Here is a 16,623-nt window from a genome sequence, read left to right as displayed (position 1 = left end):
TGGGTGGGGGCGGCCGAAACCGCACCTTCCACCGTACTCCCGCGGCTAACCGCGTCCGGAAAAACGTGGCGCGCGTCCCAGCGTCCGGCGTCGTTCCGGCCGCTGCCGGGCAGCGCACCACCCGCGGCGGCCGGTAAGGCAAAATGGAGGGGTGTCCTCCTCAACATTTTCCTTCGCCCTCGGTAAGCGCCTGCGCGAAACCACTGCCCCTTCCGCTGAGCAGACGCAGGCCAACGGCGGTGAATTCCAGGGCCGCACCGGCACGATCACCACACCGCACGGGGAAATCGCCACACCGGCGTTCATCGCTGTAGGAACCAAGGCGACGGTCAAGGCCGTGCTGCCGGAGTCGATGGCGGATCTGGGCGCGCAGGCGCTGCTGGCCAACGCGTACCACCTGTACCTGCAGCCGGGCCCCGACGTCCTGGACGCCGCCGGCGGGCTGGGCAAGTTCATGAACTGGTCCGGACCCACCTTCACCGATTCCGGCGGCTTCCAGGTGATGAGCCTGGGCGCCGGCTTCAAGAAGGTCATCAACATGAACGCCGACGGCACCACCCACGCCACCGGTGCGGACGACGCCGTGGCGCCGGGCAAGGAGCGCCTCGCGCACATTGACGACGACGGCGTGTGGTTCAAGTCCCACCTCAACGGCGACAAGCACCGCTTCACCCCCGAGGTCTCCATGCAGGTCCAGCACCAGATCGGCGCTGACATCATGTTCGCCTTCGATGAGCTGACCACCCTGATGAACTCGCGCGCCTATCAGGAGATGTCCCTGGAGCGGACCCGCCTGTGGGCGCAGCGCTGCATCGACGAGCACCGCAGGCTCACCGAAGAACGGGTCGGCAAGCCGTACCAGGCACTGTTCGGGGTGCTGCAGGGCGCCCAGTACGAGGACCTGCGCCGGAAGGCCTCCCACGATTTGGGGGCCATGGACTTTGACGGGTTCGGCATCGGCGGCGCCCTGGAGAAGGAAAACCTCGGCACCATCGTGCGCTGGTGCACGGAGGAGCTGCCCGAGGACAAGCCCCGCCACCTGCTGGGCATCTCGGAACCGGACGACATCTTCACCGCGATCGAAAACGGGGCCGACACCTTCGACTGTGTCTCCCCCACCCGGGTGGCCCGGACCTCGGCGTTCTACACCCCGCACGGACGGTTCAACCTGTCCAACGCCCGCTTCAAGAAGGACTTCACACCGCTGGTGGAGGGCTGCGACTGCTATGCCTGCGCGCACTACACCAAGGCGTACATCCACCACCTGTTCCGGGCCAAGGAAATGGTGGCGTCCACTCTGGTGTCGATCCACAACGAGCGCTTTACGGTGAAACTGGTCGACGACGCCCGGCTGGCCATCGAGGACGGCTCCTTCTTCGATTTCAAGGCCGACACCCTCGGGAAGTACTACAGCACCAAGATCTAGCCGGCAGGCGCGGCCGCGTAAATCGCCGCATAGCTCGGTTCGCGCTTTTTGATGGCCTTGATGACGACTGCCGTGACCGGCACGAAGAGGAACTCGATGAGTGTCTTGTACACGAAGCCGAACAAGACGTAGTTGATGAAGCCGGCTGCGTCGGTTATTCCGATGACCGGCGCGGCCACGGCACAGAAAATCAGCGTGTCGGCGAACTCGCCCACGCCGGTGGAGGCCATCAGCCGGCCAATCAGTGCCCGTTCCCGGAACCGTTCCTTCATCTTGACCAGGACCCAGGAGTTGAGGGTCTGGCCGGCAAGGAAGCCGAGCAGGCTGGCCGCGACGATCTGCCAGACCGGACCCAGCGCCAGTTCCAGGGCCGCCTGTTTGGCTTGCCCGTACTCGTCGTCGAAGCCGGGCAGCGCAATGATGACGGCAAAACTGATCGCCGCTACGGCGGCCACCGCGAAACCCGTGAAGATGGCGCGCCGTGCTGCCTTGAAGCCGTACACCTCGCTGATGACGTCACCGAGGATGTAGGCCAGGGGAAAGAGGAAGAAGCCGCCGTCGGTCACGATGCTGAAGTCGCCGAAGATCGGCCCCAGCACCACGCCCTTGGTGGCCCCGATATTGGAAATGACGATCACCACGCACATGAGCGTCAAAATGATGTCGTAATGGGAGCTGCCGCGGGCCGCAAAGGACGGAGCGGATGCCGGAGCGATGCCGGTCGGGGTGTGCATGATGGGTCCGTTTCGTAGTGGTTCGCCGGAGCCTTCTCCGGCTGTATTAGCACTGTGCCCGCTGCACCGGGCTGCCCGTGGGGGCCGTCGTCAATTCTGCCACGTTCTGCTCGGCACTCTGCTCCGCACGTTTTTGAACGTGTTCAAAAACGTGGTGTACTGGCGGGCGGGCCGGCCACTGCGGGCTGACATCTGAAGAAACAGGGATCGATGATGGCCGCGACGGTCAAGAGCGAACAAACCCGGCGGTTACTGATCGATTCGGCGCTGCTGCTTTTTCGCACCCACGGTTACGCCAAGACCACCATGCGCAGCATCGCCGAGGCCGCCGACGTCTCGGTCGGCAACGCCTACTACTACTTCCGGTCCAAGGACGAGCTCGTGGCGGAACTGTACCGCTTCCTTCAGGATGAACACCGCAGCCGGGCGCTGCCGCTGCTGCGCGAAGGGCACAACCTGGGCGAGCATCTGCGGCTCATTCTGCTGGCCAATTTGGACATTATGGCTCCGTACCACGACTTTGGCGCCCATTTTCTGCGGACCGCCCTGCCGCCGTCGTCGGCCCTCGAGCCCCACGGCCGCCGGGGCTCCGCGGACGCCGGCATCGGCCGCGCGAAATCGATCGCCCTGTTCCGGCAGGCGGTCACGGCCTCGCGGCCGCAGCCGCCGCTGGCCATCCGGGATGACCTGCCCGAACTCCTGTGGCTGGTGCACATGGGCGTGACACTGTTCTGGATTTATGACCGCTCGCCCGGACAGCGGCGCTCCCGCCGACTCGCGCACAATGTCGCCCCGCTGGCCGCAAAGCTCGTCGTCCTCTCCCGCCTTCCCGTGGTCCGCAATATCGTGGAGGATGTAGTCCGCCTATTTCAGGGAGCCAGACGCGATGACTGACAGCGCCGACGACGTCGCACCACCTCCGCTGCTGGCCCCCACCGACGCCCCGCACCCCGAGCCGCGGGTGTTTCCGGGGCCGTTGGCTGCGGCGCTCGGCTATGTCGTTGCCTGCCTTGTGCTGGCATCCATCGCCACCGCCGCGGTGGGCTGGGGAACGGCGCGGGATTTTTGGGGCTATGTCTGGACCGTCGTCGTCGCCGCGTTTTACGCCGCCGGACTGGGGCTTTTCACTGCTCTTCCCGTGGCCGTTGTCCTGGCCTGGTCGCTGCGACGGGTCCTCAACCAGGGCCTTCACATCCTGGCGTTTTTCTTCGTGCCCACCGTGCTCGCCTGGCTGATCATCGGGCTGAGCGTGCATGCGGTTTTGGTGCCGCTGCTGATGGGTGCGGCCCTCGGCCTCTCGATGGCCGCAGGCCGGGCCGCGATCTGGCGTTTTTCCCGCGCCCGTCCGTGACCGGCCCCCGGCCCATCCGCACCCGCACTTTCCGGGAAACGCGGCAACAGAGCGCCGCTGGCACCGTTGAACGTTTTGGGTGGAAGATGGAGTCATGTCTGCTAACACACACTCCGCCGGGACCGCTGCTCCGGCCATCACCCTGACCATTGCCGGCTCCGAAGCCACCGGCGGTGCCGGCGCACAGGCTGACCTGAAAACGTTCCAGGAGCTTGGAACCTACGGGATCGCCGCCCTGACCTGCATCGTCTCGTTCGATCCGCAGGACAACTGGAACCACCGCTTTGTGCCCGTTGAGGCCCAGGTCATCAGCGACCAGCTCGAAGCCATCCAGTCCGCCTACGACCTGACGACCGTCAAGATCGGCATGCTGGGAACGCCGGCCACCATCGACACCGTCGCCAAGGCCCTCCAGAGCCAGGAGTGGACCAACCTCGTCCTGGACCCGGTCCTGATCTGCAAGGGCCAGGAGCCGGGCGCCGCTCTCGACACCGACCGGGCCCTCAAGGCACAGATCCTGCCGCTGGCAACCTTCGTCACCCCCAACCACTTCGAGTCGATGTCCCTGTCCGGCATGGACGCCATCGAAAGTGTGGAGGACTTGCAGGAAGCGGCGCGCCGGATCCACGAAGCCTCCGGCGCTGTCGTTCTCGCCAAGGGCGGAGTGCGGTTGGCCGGCGATGACGCCGTCGATGTTTTCTTCGACGGCGAGACCATGGAGGTGCTCCGCGCACCGAAGGTGGGCGACGTCGCCGTCAGCGGCGCCGGCTGCACCCTTGCCGCGGCGATCACCGCCGAGCTCGCCAAGGGCGCCACTCCGCTGGAAGCCGCCAAGACGGCCAAGGCCTTCGTCACCGAGGGCATCCGCAACCGGGTCTCCTCGCACACCCCGTTTGATGCCCTGTGGCAGGGCAACGCGGGCAGCGGACCTGCCCTCTAAGCGCTCTTCGCTCTAGGCGCTCTTCGCGGCGAACCCGGCAGGCTTGTGCCCGGCGGGTTCGCCTCGCGGAGGTTTAGCGGTGGAGGTTCTGGCGCAGGAGTTTAGCGGTGGAGGTTTAGCGGTGGAGGTTTAGCGGTGAAGCAGTTTCGCGCAGCCCCGGTGCAGGGAGAGCGCACTCCTGACCGTCTTCGAGGACAGGAGCCGCTGATGTTCGGTCTGCAGAGCCTCGAGCTCCCGGCCCTGCCGCTCCAGGTAGGACCGGAGCCGGTCCTCCTCCACGCCGGCCTGCCCTGCCAAACGCGACCCCGCGTAAAATCCGGTTGCGGCTTTTTCGGCTGAGGCCAGCCACGGACCACCGGCACGGAACCGCTGCGCGGGCGGCAGGTCGGCTGCGGAACGGGATGCCGGCGGCAGATCGGAGCCGGCGGACGACTGCGCCGCGAAAACCGCGGCGGCCGCGTCCCACCACAACCGAGCCGAGGCTTCGCGGGACGGCCGGGCCGCTGCCAGGTGGCCGGAGATTTCAGCGCGGCGCTGCCAGGTTTCCGTGAGCGCCGGACCCAGCAGCCCGTCTTCCAGTGCGGGAAGCGGCAGGACGAAGTCCGCCAAGCCCCAGTTGCCCATTGCCCCCGCCAGCCGGACTCCGCTGTAGGTGTCCACTGCCAGGCCGAGAACCGGAACCCCGGCCGAAAGCGCGAACACCGCAGGATGGTAGCGCGAAGTCAGGACGAGCGCGGCGCCTGCGGTGACCGCTGCCGCCTGCCGGGCCGTGAGGACCGGCAGCTGCCGCGACGGCGTGCTCATGGCTTCGGCGATGCGGGCATGCGATTCCCTGTCCCAGCCATGCTCCGCGCCGATACCCATGTGCGGAATAAACACCGCCGGCAATCCGGTCTGCCCGTGCAGGGCATCAAGCTGCGAAGCAATTCGCTCGGAAAAGTCGACTGAGGCACCCGAAAACGGCGAAACCGTGACGGCCACGTACCCGTGCTCCGGCAGGTTCTCCGCCAGATTGTCCGGCAGGTTGTCCGGCAGGTTGTCCCGCAGATTCTCCGCCGACAGGAACGACGCGTCGTCCAGGCCCGCCACCGGAGTGGCGCCCAGGCTGCGGGCCAGCTGCGTGGAGGCCGGTTCCCGCATGGAGCTCAGGTCCGCCGCCTCGAGCATCTCGGCCAGGACGACGGCGTCCGCAGCCGTCAGCTGCGGACCGAGGGTCTGGCCGGAAATAACCACCGGCTTTCCCAGGGCACGCGCGACCGCAACGACGGCCGCCCGCTCGTAGAGCAGCCAGCCGTACCGCGAGTTCAGGTTGCCGCCGCCGGCAATCAGGACGCCGTCGCACTTGGACAGTTCGCCGATCAGGGCGAGGGCCGGGTCTCCAGCCGGCAACTCGGATGCGCCCGACAAGTGCCCGCGTATCCGCTGCAGGCGGGCCTCCCGCTCAGCGGGGGGCCAGGGGAAGGGCAGCGTCGCGGCGGCCGGGAATCCGAACAGCTGCTCGGTCTGTGCCGGGTTGCGGGAGAGGAGAAGCACCTGCAGGCCGCGGCTGTGCAGCTCGTCCGCTGCGGCATGGCCCATGGCTTCGTCACCGGCATGGTAGACGTCTTGGCCGAGATCGGCAAGGACGGCAATGCGTGCGCTCACTTGCGGGACTTTCCGCGCAGGGCGCCCCGGAACATCTCGGCCGCGGTGCCTCCCCGGCGCAGGATGCCGCTGAAACTGGTCCTGCGGGTGACCGTGTCCTCAAGCCGGCGGAGAGCCTCATTGAGGTGCGTCTGCATCGCGTCCAGCTGCCTGCGGTTTTCCAGCAGCAGCCGTTCCTGGTCGTCCATCATGCGGCCGACCTCCAGGAGCATTCCCATGCCGCCTGCGGCCAAGTCCTTCCGCAGGTACTGGTCCCGGACGCGGCGATCGAAACGCCGGTGGTCCTCTTCCTTGTCGAAGATGCTGTTGGCGTCGGCACCACTGGCAGCGGGCCGCTGGCTCCAGAACGCCAGCGGTTGTCCGTCGAGGAAACCGATCGTGTGGCGCGCCAGTATCCGGATGTTGAATTCCCAATCCCCGCAGACGTCAAGTTTTTCGTCGAAGTAGCCCAGTTCCTCATGAAGGGAACGGCGGTAGAGGAAGGAAATGGGGACGGCCCGGTTAATCTGCAGCATCTCCCCCAGCGATATCTGCTGCATATTGCCCCAGAAAGGCTCGGAACCCGTCTCCCGGATTTCATCACCGACAATTTCTTCGTAGCGTATATTCGTCCGGACGACAACCCCCGCGTCGGAGTAATTGTCGAGATGGCTGACCGTCCGCTGCAGAAATTCGGGATGCCAAAGATCATCGTCGTCATGGATGGCTATGTACTCAGAGTCACAGCTCCGGATGCCGGCATTGGAGGCTGCTTCCATGCCCCTGCTCCGCTCATGGTGCACCACTGTGATCTGTTCCCGGACCGTTTCCGGCAGGCGGCCAACCACACCCTTAATCGATTCCGGCAGACCCCCGTCGTTGACGATAACCACCCGGAACCGACGGTAAGTCTGGGCGAAGATGTCGTTCAACGCCCGTTCCAAGAACCGCGGCCGATCCTTGGTTCGAACAATGACTGCTACGGACGATGGTGCTTGCACTGACACTTGGCTCCCGGGGTTTGGCTCCACTTCACTTCACACGATACCGGCAGCCGAAGGCGGCGCCGATTTGCCCGGCGGCGGACGGCGACACGCCCGGCCCGTAAAAGGGCGACCTTTACTGTTGACATCCGTTTATGGAGGAACAAAAGTACAGGTAGCGCCCCGATTGAATTCTGACCGAAAAATCGCGGAACTACCCAGATCCACTATTACTCGATACCTCATTGCCTGGTCTCGGTCCGTGGGATTCGAAATCAAAAGATCTCGGATCCCAGATTCCGGCATCCTCTTTTAATAAGGAGAAGTATGAACAATCCAAACCATCGGAGATCAGGAAAGGCTGCACTGGCAACACTTGCCGGCCTGGCTCTGGTCTCCAGCATGTGGACCCCGGCTTCGGCCGTGGAGGGGAATCCGCAGGGGGATCCAACTGCGCAGGGACTGGCCCGGGCAACTCCGGACCTCAAGGTCTCGGCAGACTTGAAGAAGAAGCAGGGCCCAGTCTCAGTGTTCGTCCAGTTCACCGGCAAGGGCGCCTTTGAGCAGACGCAGCCGCAGGAAGTTCGTGACGGACTTGCTGCGCCGCAGAACAGAGCTCCCCAGGTCCAGGAGATCCGCTCCGCGATCGAGGCGCAGGCTGCGGAAGTTGCAGCACAGGCTTCATCCAGCATTATCTACACCACCACCAACACCGTTCCGGGCGTTGCCATCAACGGAGACGCTGAGGCCATCAGGGCGTTGGCCGCCCGGGGCGACGTTGCAAAAATCACCGGCATCGTCCCCAAGACCCACGAGAACAAGGGCGGGGATATCGATGTCCGGGCCTTGGACTCCTGGACTCAGCGGGACCAGACCGGAGAGGGCGTCACCATCGCCGTCCTCGACACCGGCGTGGACTACACCCACGCCGATTTCGGCGGTCCCGGAACCCTGGAGGCGTTTGCCCAGGCGCAGGCCTCCGATGAGATGCCGGCCGCGGATTCGGGTCTTTACGACCCGGAGAAGTTCGCGGGCGGCTGGGACCTTGTGGGCGACGCCTACAACGCGGATTCGACCGCCGGGGAGCTGTACAACCCGATCCCCAAGCCGGACGCGAATCCGCTGGACTGCCAGAGCCACGGATCGCATGTTGCCGGCACGGCCGCCGGGTACGGCACCAACGCCGACGGCACCACCTTCACGGGTGATTACTCGGCCCTGACCGCCGATGACGTCAACAAGATGGGCATCGGCCCGGGAACGGCCCCCGAAGCCAAGATCGTCAGTGTCCGCGTGTTCGGCTGTGATGGTTCCTCCGAGGTTGTCGGCCAGGCTCTGGACTACGTTCTGGACCCGAACGGCGACGGCGACTTCAGCGACCGCGCCCAGGTTGTGAACATGTCCCTGGGCTCCAGCTTCCCGGCCTACGACGATCCGGAAAACGACATTGTCAACGCGCTGACGGCGCAGGGCATCCTGTCAGTGGTTTCCTCCGGAAACTCCGGCGACATCTACGACATCGGCGGTTCGCCGGGCAGCGCCGAAACAGCGCTGACCGTGGCCAACAGCGTCGGTTCGCAGACCACCCTGGACGCTGCGAACGTCCTGGCTCCCACGGCAGGCGAGGCGTCCGGCCAGTACACGGCCAGCTTCAACTACGCCGCTGCACCGGCCGAGGCGCTGACCGGCACTGTTGTCATGGGACCGGACGGTGACAACTCCGACGGGTGCGCACCGCTCGATGCCGCCGCCGACAACGCCGGCAAGTGGGTTTGGCTCTCCTGGGATGACTCCGCCAGCCGTGAATGCGGTTCCCTGGTCCGCTGGGACAACGCGGCCAAGGCCGGCTACGCCGGCGTCGTCGTCGACTCCACTCTCAATGGCTTTGACGCCGGTGTTGGCGGCAACGCGCTGATCCCCGGAATCCAGCTCACCGCAAACTCTTCCAAAGAACTGCGCACCGCAGCCGAGGCAGGCACGCTCGAAATTCAGCTCGCCACCGATTTGGTGGGTGCGGTCACCGGAGAATCCGGCGCACTGGACACCCTGAATCCCAGCTCCTCGCGCGGCGTCCACGGCTCCAACGGCGTCATCAAGCCCGACGTCGCCGCTCCGGGCACGCAGATCAAGTCCGCCCAGGTGGGCACCGGCACCGGCGCTTCCATCAAGAGCGGAACCTCGATGGCGGCTCCGAACGTTGCCGGCATCGCCGCCCTGGTGATTGCTGAGACCGACCTGAACCCGTACGAGGTCAAGTCGATCATCATGAACACCGCCACCCACGACCTGCTGACGGCCGACGGCGTCGTGTACGGCCCGAACCGCGTTGGTTCGGGACGCGTCGATGCATTGGACGCCCTCGAGACCCAGGTCCTGGCCTACGATTCCGAGAACCCCCGACTCACGTCGGTGAACTTCGGCGTCCTGGAACTCGGCACCCAGCCGATCGAGCTCACCCGCTCGGTCACCGTGGAGAACAAGGGTGATTCCCAGCAGATCTTCACGGCCGAGTACCTGGCCGCCACGAAGGTTCCCGGCGTCACCATCACCACCGCAACCGGACCGATTTCCGTTCCGGCCAACGGCAAGGCGACCGTCCCGGTCACGCTCAGCATCGCGGATCCCGCGGCGCTGGCCAAGACGATCGACCCCGCCGCGGAGAAGACCCAAGGTCAGAACAACGTCCGCCAGTACATTGCAGAAGCCTCGGGCCGGCTGCAGCTGACCAGCGATGCCGCCACCCTCCGGGTGCCGGTCTACTCCGCTCCGAAGCCCACCTCCAACATGAAGGCGAGCTCCAAGATCACGTTCGCTGACGAGTCCGCGCTCTCCGCGCTGACCACCTTCAGCGGCCGTGCCCTGAACCAGGGCGAAGGCACCGAAGCCTATGTTTCAGCAGTGACGCCGCTGGTGCTCGGTGCCGAGAGCGAACGCGCAAGCGATCTGCCCCTCGATTCCCTGTACTCCCTGGATCTGCGGACCGTGGGAGCCTCCTCCAACGTTCCGGCACTCGCTGCAGCGAAGGGTGACTCGGCCGCCGCGGTATTCAACGTTGGCGTGAGCACCTGGGAAAACTGGGCCTCGCTGAACGCCAACAGCCAAATCTCCGTTGAAATCGACACCAACAATGACGGTGCAACGGACTTCTTGGCCGCGACGACGTCGGCATCCGGCGTGGACCAGTCGGTGTTCGTGATGTACCCGGTTGTCAACGGAACACTCGGAAACTCCTTGGGTGTTCTGCCGGTGAACGGCACAGACGGAAGCATTGATACCAACAACTTCGATACCAATGTGGTGACCCTGCCCATCCCCGCCGCTGCCCTCGGTCTGGACCTCACGAAGTCCGCGCCGATCCAGTACCTGGTTTCCACACACAACAACTTCAATGTTGATGAGACCGGCCAGACCGTTCCTGTCGATTCCACCGAGTGGATTGGCTTCAACGTCACCCAGCCGGCCATGTGGTTCCAGGGAGCTGCGGGCACCGAAAATGCCACGACCTTCATCGAGGCTGACGCAGCAACCCTGGCGGTCAACCGTCAGGCCACCACCACCGGAGGCAAGGCACTGTTCCTGCACCACCACAACGCCGAAGGCGTCAAGGACCAGGTGGCCAAGGTTGAACTCGGCCCGCTGCGCTTCCCGGACGTTCCGGGCACCATGTTCGAAGCAGACATCAACTGGATGGCTGACGAGGACCTGACCACGGGTTACGACGACGGCACCTACCGTCCCGCCGGTTCCATCAACCGTGATGCCATGGCGGCATTCCTGTACCGTCTGGCCGGCTCCCCGGCCTACGATGCACCGGATGTTTCCGCCTTCACTGACATCGCACCGGACAACCAGTTCTACAAGGAAATCTCATGGCTCGCGTCAACAGGGATCTCCAAGGGTTACCCGGACGGCACCTTCCGCCCGCTTGCCCCGGTGAAGCGCGATGCGATGGCTGCCTTCATGAACCGGTTCGCCGGCGAACAGTGCTCCGTCGAGGATGCCCTGGGCTACACGGCACCGGGTGCTGCGTCGTTCACCGACGTTCCGACGGCCGATCAGTTCCACCGGGAGATCTCCTGGATGAAGGACTCCGGTGTTTCCACCGGCTACCCGGATTCCAGCTTCCACCCGCTGGAAGATGTCTCCCGTGAAGCGATGGCTGCATTCATCCACCGCCTGGACACCTACAACAACGACAACGGCGGCTGCAATTCCTTCTAGTTCCTCCGGGAACACGCGCAGTAGCTAAAAACAACAGCAGTAGCTAGAAGCGAAGAACAGTGGGCACGGGAGGAATCCCGGGCCCACTGTTCTTTTTGCGCGTGCATCCGCGAGGTTTGCACATACTGTGGGGCACAACGATGGAAACGCACCTTGGGGGATGCAGTGAGCCAGATTGCACGAGAGAACGAAACAGACGCAACCCGGACCGGAGAGGAGCTTCGAGTCAGCGCCCGGTTTGGGCGCACAGCCATATCCAACCGGGACATGGCTCAGCGCGCGGCCGCCGACAGCAGACCGGGCGGGCCTGCATCAGCCGCTCTGCGGGTGGCGCCCCTTCTGTTTCTCACCGGAGCTGAGGGGGAACGCTCCATCGTCGTGGGCCACGTCCTGGTGGCGGTGTGCCCGGGCGGCGTCTCGCTGGAGGCCACCATCGTTGCAGCGTGGTCCGAAAACGGCGCGGTGCACGGATTTGCTCTGATCTCCCCCGAAGATGGCGACCAGCGGGAGGAAACGGAACACCTGACAGCCGCCCATCTGCGCACGCGGGTCGAACTCCCGGCAACAACCGATCCGACGCCGATGGCGGCCGGTCTGGCGAAGACGCTCGCCGAGTCTTCGCGCAACACCATGGGCGCCGTCCGCGAAGTTCGATACGCGTTGGAAGCGTACCTGGCTCAGTCCAGCAAGGACACGCATGCATCGGAGCAGTACACCGACGTCATTGCCGCACTGCTCCAGTTGAACATCATCTGCAACCGCGCCGCCGATCAGGCACGGGAGGCCGCCCGCGAGGGACTCTGGGTTCACACGACCGATTCGGAGGCCTACCACGCCTACCGAAAGCTGCAGGATCCTGCACTCATCAACGAACACGCTCCCGCCACGCATCTGACCCGTGCCTGGATGCGGGCCCATGATGCCGCAATGCGGCAGTGCCAGGAAATGTGCCGGCAAGCGGAAAAGGAGTCGGAGTCAATCCGCATGCTGCTCTCGGCCGCGTCCAGCATCTCGAGTTCACGAGAGGCGGACGCCCAGGCACGGTTCAACCTCCTGATTGCCCTGCTCTCGATCGGACTGGGTATTCCGGCGCTCTTCCTGACCCTGTACGGGGCCAACCTCCTGCTGCCGATGAACACCTGGCCGAAGGTGGGGGCTTTCGTGCCGGTCGGCATCGCACTGCTGGCGGCCGGCGCCGCAGCGATTTGGTACGCGCCCCGGGGCTCCAAACGGCGGGTGTGGCTGTTCTGCGGCAGCGCGGTGCTGCTGGTCCTGGTCTTTATGATCGTGGCGGCAATAATGGCCCCGGTCGCGCTCAGCTAGGCCGCGGCGGCACGCTCGCAGCCCGTGCCGTCCCATCCGCTGGTGAATGCCGGCCTACTTCAGGAGCCGGGACAGCCTCCGGTCCGCCAGCAGCTTTCCCCCGGTTTGGCAGGTGGGGCAGTACTGGAGCGAGGAATCGGCAAAGGAGACCTCCCGGACCGTGTCGCCGCAGACCGGGCAGGGTTCTCCGGTGCGGGCATGAACACGCATCGCCCGCCGCTTGGAGTCCTTCAGCTCCGCGGCCGGACGTCCGGACGCATTGGCAATGGCTGACTCGAGGACGGCCCGCAGCGCCTGGTAGAGCCGCTCAACTTCTTCGGAGGTGAGCCTGGCCGCGGTGGCGAACGGTGACAGATGGGCGGCATGCAAAATTTCGTCGCTGTACGCATTGCCGATCCCGGCGATCACCGACTGGTCCCGCAGCAGGCCCTTGATCTGCCCGCGATGTGCGGCCACCAGCTGCGCAAAGGCCGGATAGTCGACGTCGAACGCTTCAGGTCCCAGCCGCGCGATGCCCGGAACGTCCAAGGGATCCTTCACCAGATAGACCGCCAGTGACTTCTTTGTGCCGGCTTCGGTCAGGTCAAAGCCCGGCGCAACCCCGCCGTCGTCGTCGGGACCCCCGGAGGCAAAACGCACCCTCAGCGCCATGCGCCCCTTGCCCGGTTTCAGGCGACCGGGGGCCAGTGCATCGGACCAGCGCAGCCAACCGGCCCTGGCCAGGTGCATCACCAGGTGCACTCCGCCCGCGGTGAGGATTATGAACTTGCCCCGGCGCTCAACACCGGACACCGGTCCGGCTTGTAGAACGTCCAGCGGCACCTCAGCTGTTTTCAGCACGGCGAAGGAGAGCACCTCCACATCGGAGATGACAGCCGGCGGAGCACCGGGCGGCAGGAGCTTTTCCCGCAGGAAGTCGGCGAGTCCCTGCACTTCAGGCATCTCAGGCATGCACTCACCCTAACGGTTTGCCGGATTACGGTCAGTCCCCCGCGTGCGACCGCAGGAAGGAATACACCTCGGTCTCGTCCACGCCGGGAAACGCACCCGGAGGCAGGGCTGCCAGCAGGTGGGAGTGTGCCCGGGCGCTGGGCCAGGCAAACCCGGACCATTCCGAGGCCAGTTCCCCGGGCGGGGTGCGGCAGCAGTCCGGATCGGGACAGCGGGACTTCGACCGGGCGGTGGTGTCCCGCCCGCGGAACCACTTCACATGAGCGTAGGGAACACCGATGCTCAGCGAGAACAGCCCGCCGGAGCTGCGTTCGGTGCGGGCCGTGCACCAGTAGGTCCCGGCCGGAGTGTCCGTGTACTGGTTGAAGGCACTGAACTTGTCAGGCACCGAAAACACTTCCCGGGAGGTCCAGTACCGGCAGATCGGCTGGCCCTCGATGGCTCCGGTGTGATCGGCCGGAAACGTCACGCCGTCGTTCTCGTAGGCCTTGTAAACGATGCCTGACTCATGCACCTTCTGGAAATGCGTGGGAATGCCCAGATGTTCGGTGGCCAGGTTGGTGAACCGGTGCGCGGCGGTCTCATAGGAGACGGCAAAGGCGTCCCGGATGTCCTCGACGGCGATTTCCTTGGCCGCCTTGGCCCGCTGCAGGAATTCGACGGTGGCGTTCTGCGGCAGCAGCAGGGCAGCGGCGAAATAGTTGGTCGCCACCCGCTGGCTCAGGAACTCCCCGTAGCTGCGCGGCGTCTGGTGGTCCAGCACATAGTGGCCCAGGGCCTGCAGCAGCACGGACCGCGGATCGTGGTCCGAGCGCTGGGACTGGGTCAGGTAAATGCGCCGGTTCTTCAAATCCGTCACCGACCGGGTGGAGTGTGGCAGGTCAGCGACATGGTGCAGGGCGAAGCCCAGATGAGCGGCGATGTCGGCGATCACATGCTGGGAAAGCGGCCCGGAGGTGTGGCCCACCGAGTCCAGCACCTCCTGCGCGGCCTGTTCGTACTCGGGGAAATAGTTGTTGCGCTCGCGCATCATCTTCCGCAGTTCGCCGTTGGCCCGACGGGCCTCCTCGGGCGTGGCAACCTGCTCGTTGAGCCGGCGTTCCAGCTCGGACTGCAACCCCACCAGGGACTCGAGCACATCGGTGGGCAGGCGTGAGCTGATCCGGACTTTGGGCAGCCCGAGGGAGGAATACAGCGGTCCCCGCTGGGCCCGTTCGAGCTCGATCTCCAGAGCTGCGCGCCGACTGGGCGGCTCCGAGCCCAGCAACTGGTCAATGCTGACGTCCAGCGCCGCGGCAAGGGACTGCATCATGCCCAGTTTGGGTTCGCGCTTGCCGTTCTCGATCAGCGACAGCTGGGAGGCGACGGTGCCGACGGCAACACCGAGGTCATCCAGAGTCATTCCCTTGCTTTTGCGCAGGTGCCGGATGCGCCTGCCCATGCTGATCACGTCCACGGTCCGCTCCAGATCGGAGCCGGGAACGGGGGTGCGCGCTGCCGGAGCGGGCCGGTTCCATGTTGTGTCGGTCACATTTTTAGATTATGCGAAGAACTGCGTTTCTTGCCAGAGCAAACCTCTGGATAGGGGGTTGTTCTTGCCGCAGAGTGGGTAACACAGCAGGAATTCACCGGTCGAAACGGCCGGCGAGGCAGGAAAAAACTTCCAAGGAGACGTTCCAATGACCCAGGACCAGAACACCGCCCGCACCGCCGAGCAGCTCACTTCCGAATGGGCTTCGGATCCACGCTGGGCCGGCATCACGCGCGATTACACGGCCGACGACGTCGTTCGCCTCCGCGGGCGCGTTTCCGAAGAGCACACCCTGGCCCGCCGCGGCGCCGAAAAGCTGTGGGACCAGGTGCGCAACGCCGGCGACACCGGCTACACCAACGCCCTCGGCGCCCTCACCGGCAACCAGGCCGTGCAGCAGGTCAAGGCCGGACTGAAGGCCATCTACCTCTCCGGCTGGCAGGTCGCCGCCGACGCCAACAACTCCGGCCACACCTACCCGGACCAGTCCCTGTACCCGGCCAACTCGGTCCCCACCGTGGTCCGCCGCATCAACAACGCCCTGCTGCGCGCCGACCAGATCGAGTTCGCCGAAGGCATCTCCACCGTCGAGGACTACCTGGTGCCGATCGTCGCCGACGCGGAGGCAGGCTTCGGCGGCCCGCTGAACGCCTACGAGCTGATGAAGTCCATGATCCAGGCCGGCGCGGCCGGCGTTCACTGGGAGGACCAGCTGGCCTCGGAGAAGAAGTGCGGCCACCTGGGCGGGAAGGTGCTGATCCCCACCGCCCAGCACATCCGCACCCTGAACGCTGCACGCCTGGCAGCCGACGTCGCCGGCACGCCCACCGTGGTCATTGCCCGCACCGACGCCGAGGCCGCCACGCTGATCACCTCCGACGTCGACGAGCGCGATGCCGAGTTCATTGTCCGGGAAGACGGCAAGCCGGTACGCACCGCCGAAGGCTTCTACAAGGTCCACAACGGCATCGAACCCTGCATCGCCCGGGCCAAGGCCTACGCCCCCTACTCCGACCTGATCTGGATGGAGACCGGCACCCCGGACCTGGAGCTGGCGCGGAAATTCTCCGAGGCGGTGCGCTCGGAGTTCCCGGACCAGATGCTCGCCTACAACTGCTCGCCGTCGTTCAACTGGAAAAAGCATCTGGACGACGACACCATCGCCAAGTTCCAGCGTGAACTCGGCGCCATGGGCTTCAAGTTCCAGTTCATCACCCTGGCCGGCTTCCACGCCCTGAACTACTCGATGTTCGACCTGGCCCACGGCTACGCCCGCAACGGCATGAGCGCCTACGTGGAACTGCAGGAAAAGGAATTCGCCTCCGAATCCCGCGGCTACACCGCCACGAAGCACCAGCGCGAGGTCGGCACCGGCTACTTCGATGCCATCGCCACGGCACTGAACCCGAACGGCAGCACCCTGGCCCTGGCCGGGTCCACTGAGTCCGCTCAGTTCCACTAACCCGGACTCGCCACATTCCCCCCTCCCCCTCCCCTCACCCACCCGCGAGATGGCAGAAACTGCACGTACCAGCCCTGA

12 protein-coding genes are annotated in these 16,623 nt (G+C 65.3%); 7 read left to right on the top strand and 5 right to left on the bottom strand.

Annotation, left to right across the window (positions count from 1 at the left end):
• Window positions 1–151 precede the first annotated feature (151 nt).
• Complete coding sequence (gene tgt / locus QNO08_RS01410) at window positions 152–1,426, top strand: tRNA guanosine(34) transglycosylase Tgt (protein WP_229967871.1); 1,275 nt, start codon at window positions 152–154, stop codon at window positions 1,424–1,426.
• On the opposite strand, the gene QNO08_RS01405 is transcribed toward tgt, so the two are convergent.
• Window positions 1,423–2,160, bottom strand: a complete 738-nt coding sequence (locus QNO08_RS01405; protein ID WP_229967869.1) for a queuosine precursor transporter — start codon at window positions 2,158–2,160, stop codon at window positions 1,423–1,425. The two genes, tgt and QNO08_RS01405, sit on opposite strands and share 4 nt — an antisense overlap.
• A 210-nt stretch (window positions 2,161–2,370) precedes the next feature.
• Between QNO08_RS01405 and QNO08_RS01400 the strand changes: the two genes are divergently transcribed.
• From QNO08_RS01400 to thiD, 3 genes are all read left to right on the top strand, one after another.
• Window positions 2,371–3,054: a TetR/AcrR family transcriptional regulator gene (locus QNO08_RS01400; protein WP_349774901.1), complete on the top strand. Its 684-nt coding sequence runs from the start codon at window positions 2,371–2,373 to the stop codon at window positions 3,052–3,054.
• Window positions 3,047–3,511 (top strand): hypothetical protein, encoded by a 465-nt coding sequence (locus QNO08_RS01395; RefSeq protein ID WP_229967865.1) that lies wholly within the window; start codon window positions 3,047–3,049, stop codon window positions 3,509–3,511. The genes QNO08_RS01400 and QNO08_RS01395 overlap by 8 nt, the downstream gene beginning before the upstream one ends.
• Window positions 3,512–3,605: 94 nt before the next feature.
• A complete protein-coding gene (gene thiD, locus QNO08_RS01390) occupies window positions 3,606–4,451 on the top strand; it encodes a bifunctional hydroxymethylpyrimidine kinase/phosphomethylpyrimidine kinase (protein WP_229967863.1) in 846 nt (281 codons plus the stop codon).
• A gap of 129 nt (window positions 4,452–4,580) precedes the next feature.
• On the opposite strand, the gene QNO08_RS01385 is transcribed toward thiD, so the two are convergent.
• Together QNO08_RS01385 and QNO08_RS01380 are read right to left on the bottom strand one after the other, a co-directional pair.
• Window positions 4,581–6,095, bottom strand: a complete 1,515-nt coding sequence (locus QNO08_RS01385) for a polysaccharide pyruvyl transferase family protein (protein WP_229967861.1) — start codon at window positions 6,093–6,095, stop codon at window positions 4,581–4,583.
• On the bottom strand, window positions 6,092–7,075 hold the full coding sequence (locus QNO08_RS01380) for a glycosyltransferase family 2 protein (protein ID WP_284016121.1): 984 nt from the start codon (window positions 7,073–7,075) through the stop codon (window positions 6,092–6,094). Before QNO08_RS01380 ends, QNO08_RS01385 begins: the two co-directional genes overlap by 4 nt.
• A gap of 309 nt (window positions 7,076–7,384) precedes the next feature.
• On the opposite strand from QNO08_RS01380, the gene QNO08_RS01375 reads away from it, so the two are divergent.
• Both QNO08_RS01375 and QNO08_RS01370 read left to right on the top strand, forming a co-directional pair.
• Complete coding sequence (locus QNO08_RS01375; RefSeq protein WP_229967856.1) at window positions 7,385–11,278, top strand: S8 family serine peptidase; 3,894 nt, start codon at window positions 7,385–7,387, stop codon at window positions 11,276–11,278.
• A gap of 327 nt (window positions 11,279–11,605) precedes the next feature.
• The gene (locus QNO08_RS01370; RefSeq protein WP_229967854.1) at window positions 11,606–12,601 is read left to right on the top strand and encodes a hypothetical protein; all 996 of its coding nucleotides are present in this window, start codon (window positions 11,606–11,608) and stop codon (window positions 12,599–12,601) included.
• Between the two features lie 54 nt (window positions 12,602–12,655).
• On the opposite strand, the gene QNO08_RS01365 is transcribed toward QNO08_RS01370, so the two are convergent.
• Together QNO08_RS01365 and QNO08_RS01360 are read right to left on the bottom strand one after the other, a co-directional pair.
• Window positions 12,656–13,552 (bottom strand): Fpg/Nei family DNA glycosylase, encoded by an 897-nt coding sequence (locus QNO08_RS01365; RefSeq protein ID WP_229967852.1) that lies wholly within the window; start codon window positions 13,550–13,552, stop codon window positions 12,656–12,658.
• A 31-nt stretch (window positions 13,553–13,583) separates the two neighbouring features.
• A complete protein-coding gene (locus QNO08_RS01360; protein ID WP_442860544.1) occupies window positions 13,584–15,083 on the bottom strand; it encodes a helix-turn-helix domain-containing protein in 1,500 nt (499 codons plus the stop codon).
• Between the two features lie 148 nt (window positions 15,084–15,231).
• On the opposite strand from QNO08_RS01360, the gene aceA reads away from it, so the two are divergent.
• Window positions 15,232–16,545, top strand: a complete 1,314-nt coding sequence (gene aceA, locus QNO08_RS01355; protein WP_229967850.1) for an isocitrate lyase — start codon at window positions 15,232–15,234, stop codon at window positions 16,543–16,545.
• The last annotated feature ends 78 nt before the right edge of the window (window positions 16,546–16,623 follow it).

This window comes from Arthrobacter sp. zg-Y820 (assembly GCF_030142155.1).
Lineage (GTDB): Bacteria > Actinomycetota > Actinomycetes > Actinomycetales > Micrococcaceae > Arthrobacter_B.
This window is presented reverse-complemented; position numbering and strand designations above follow the sequence as displayed.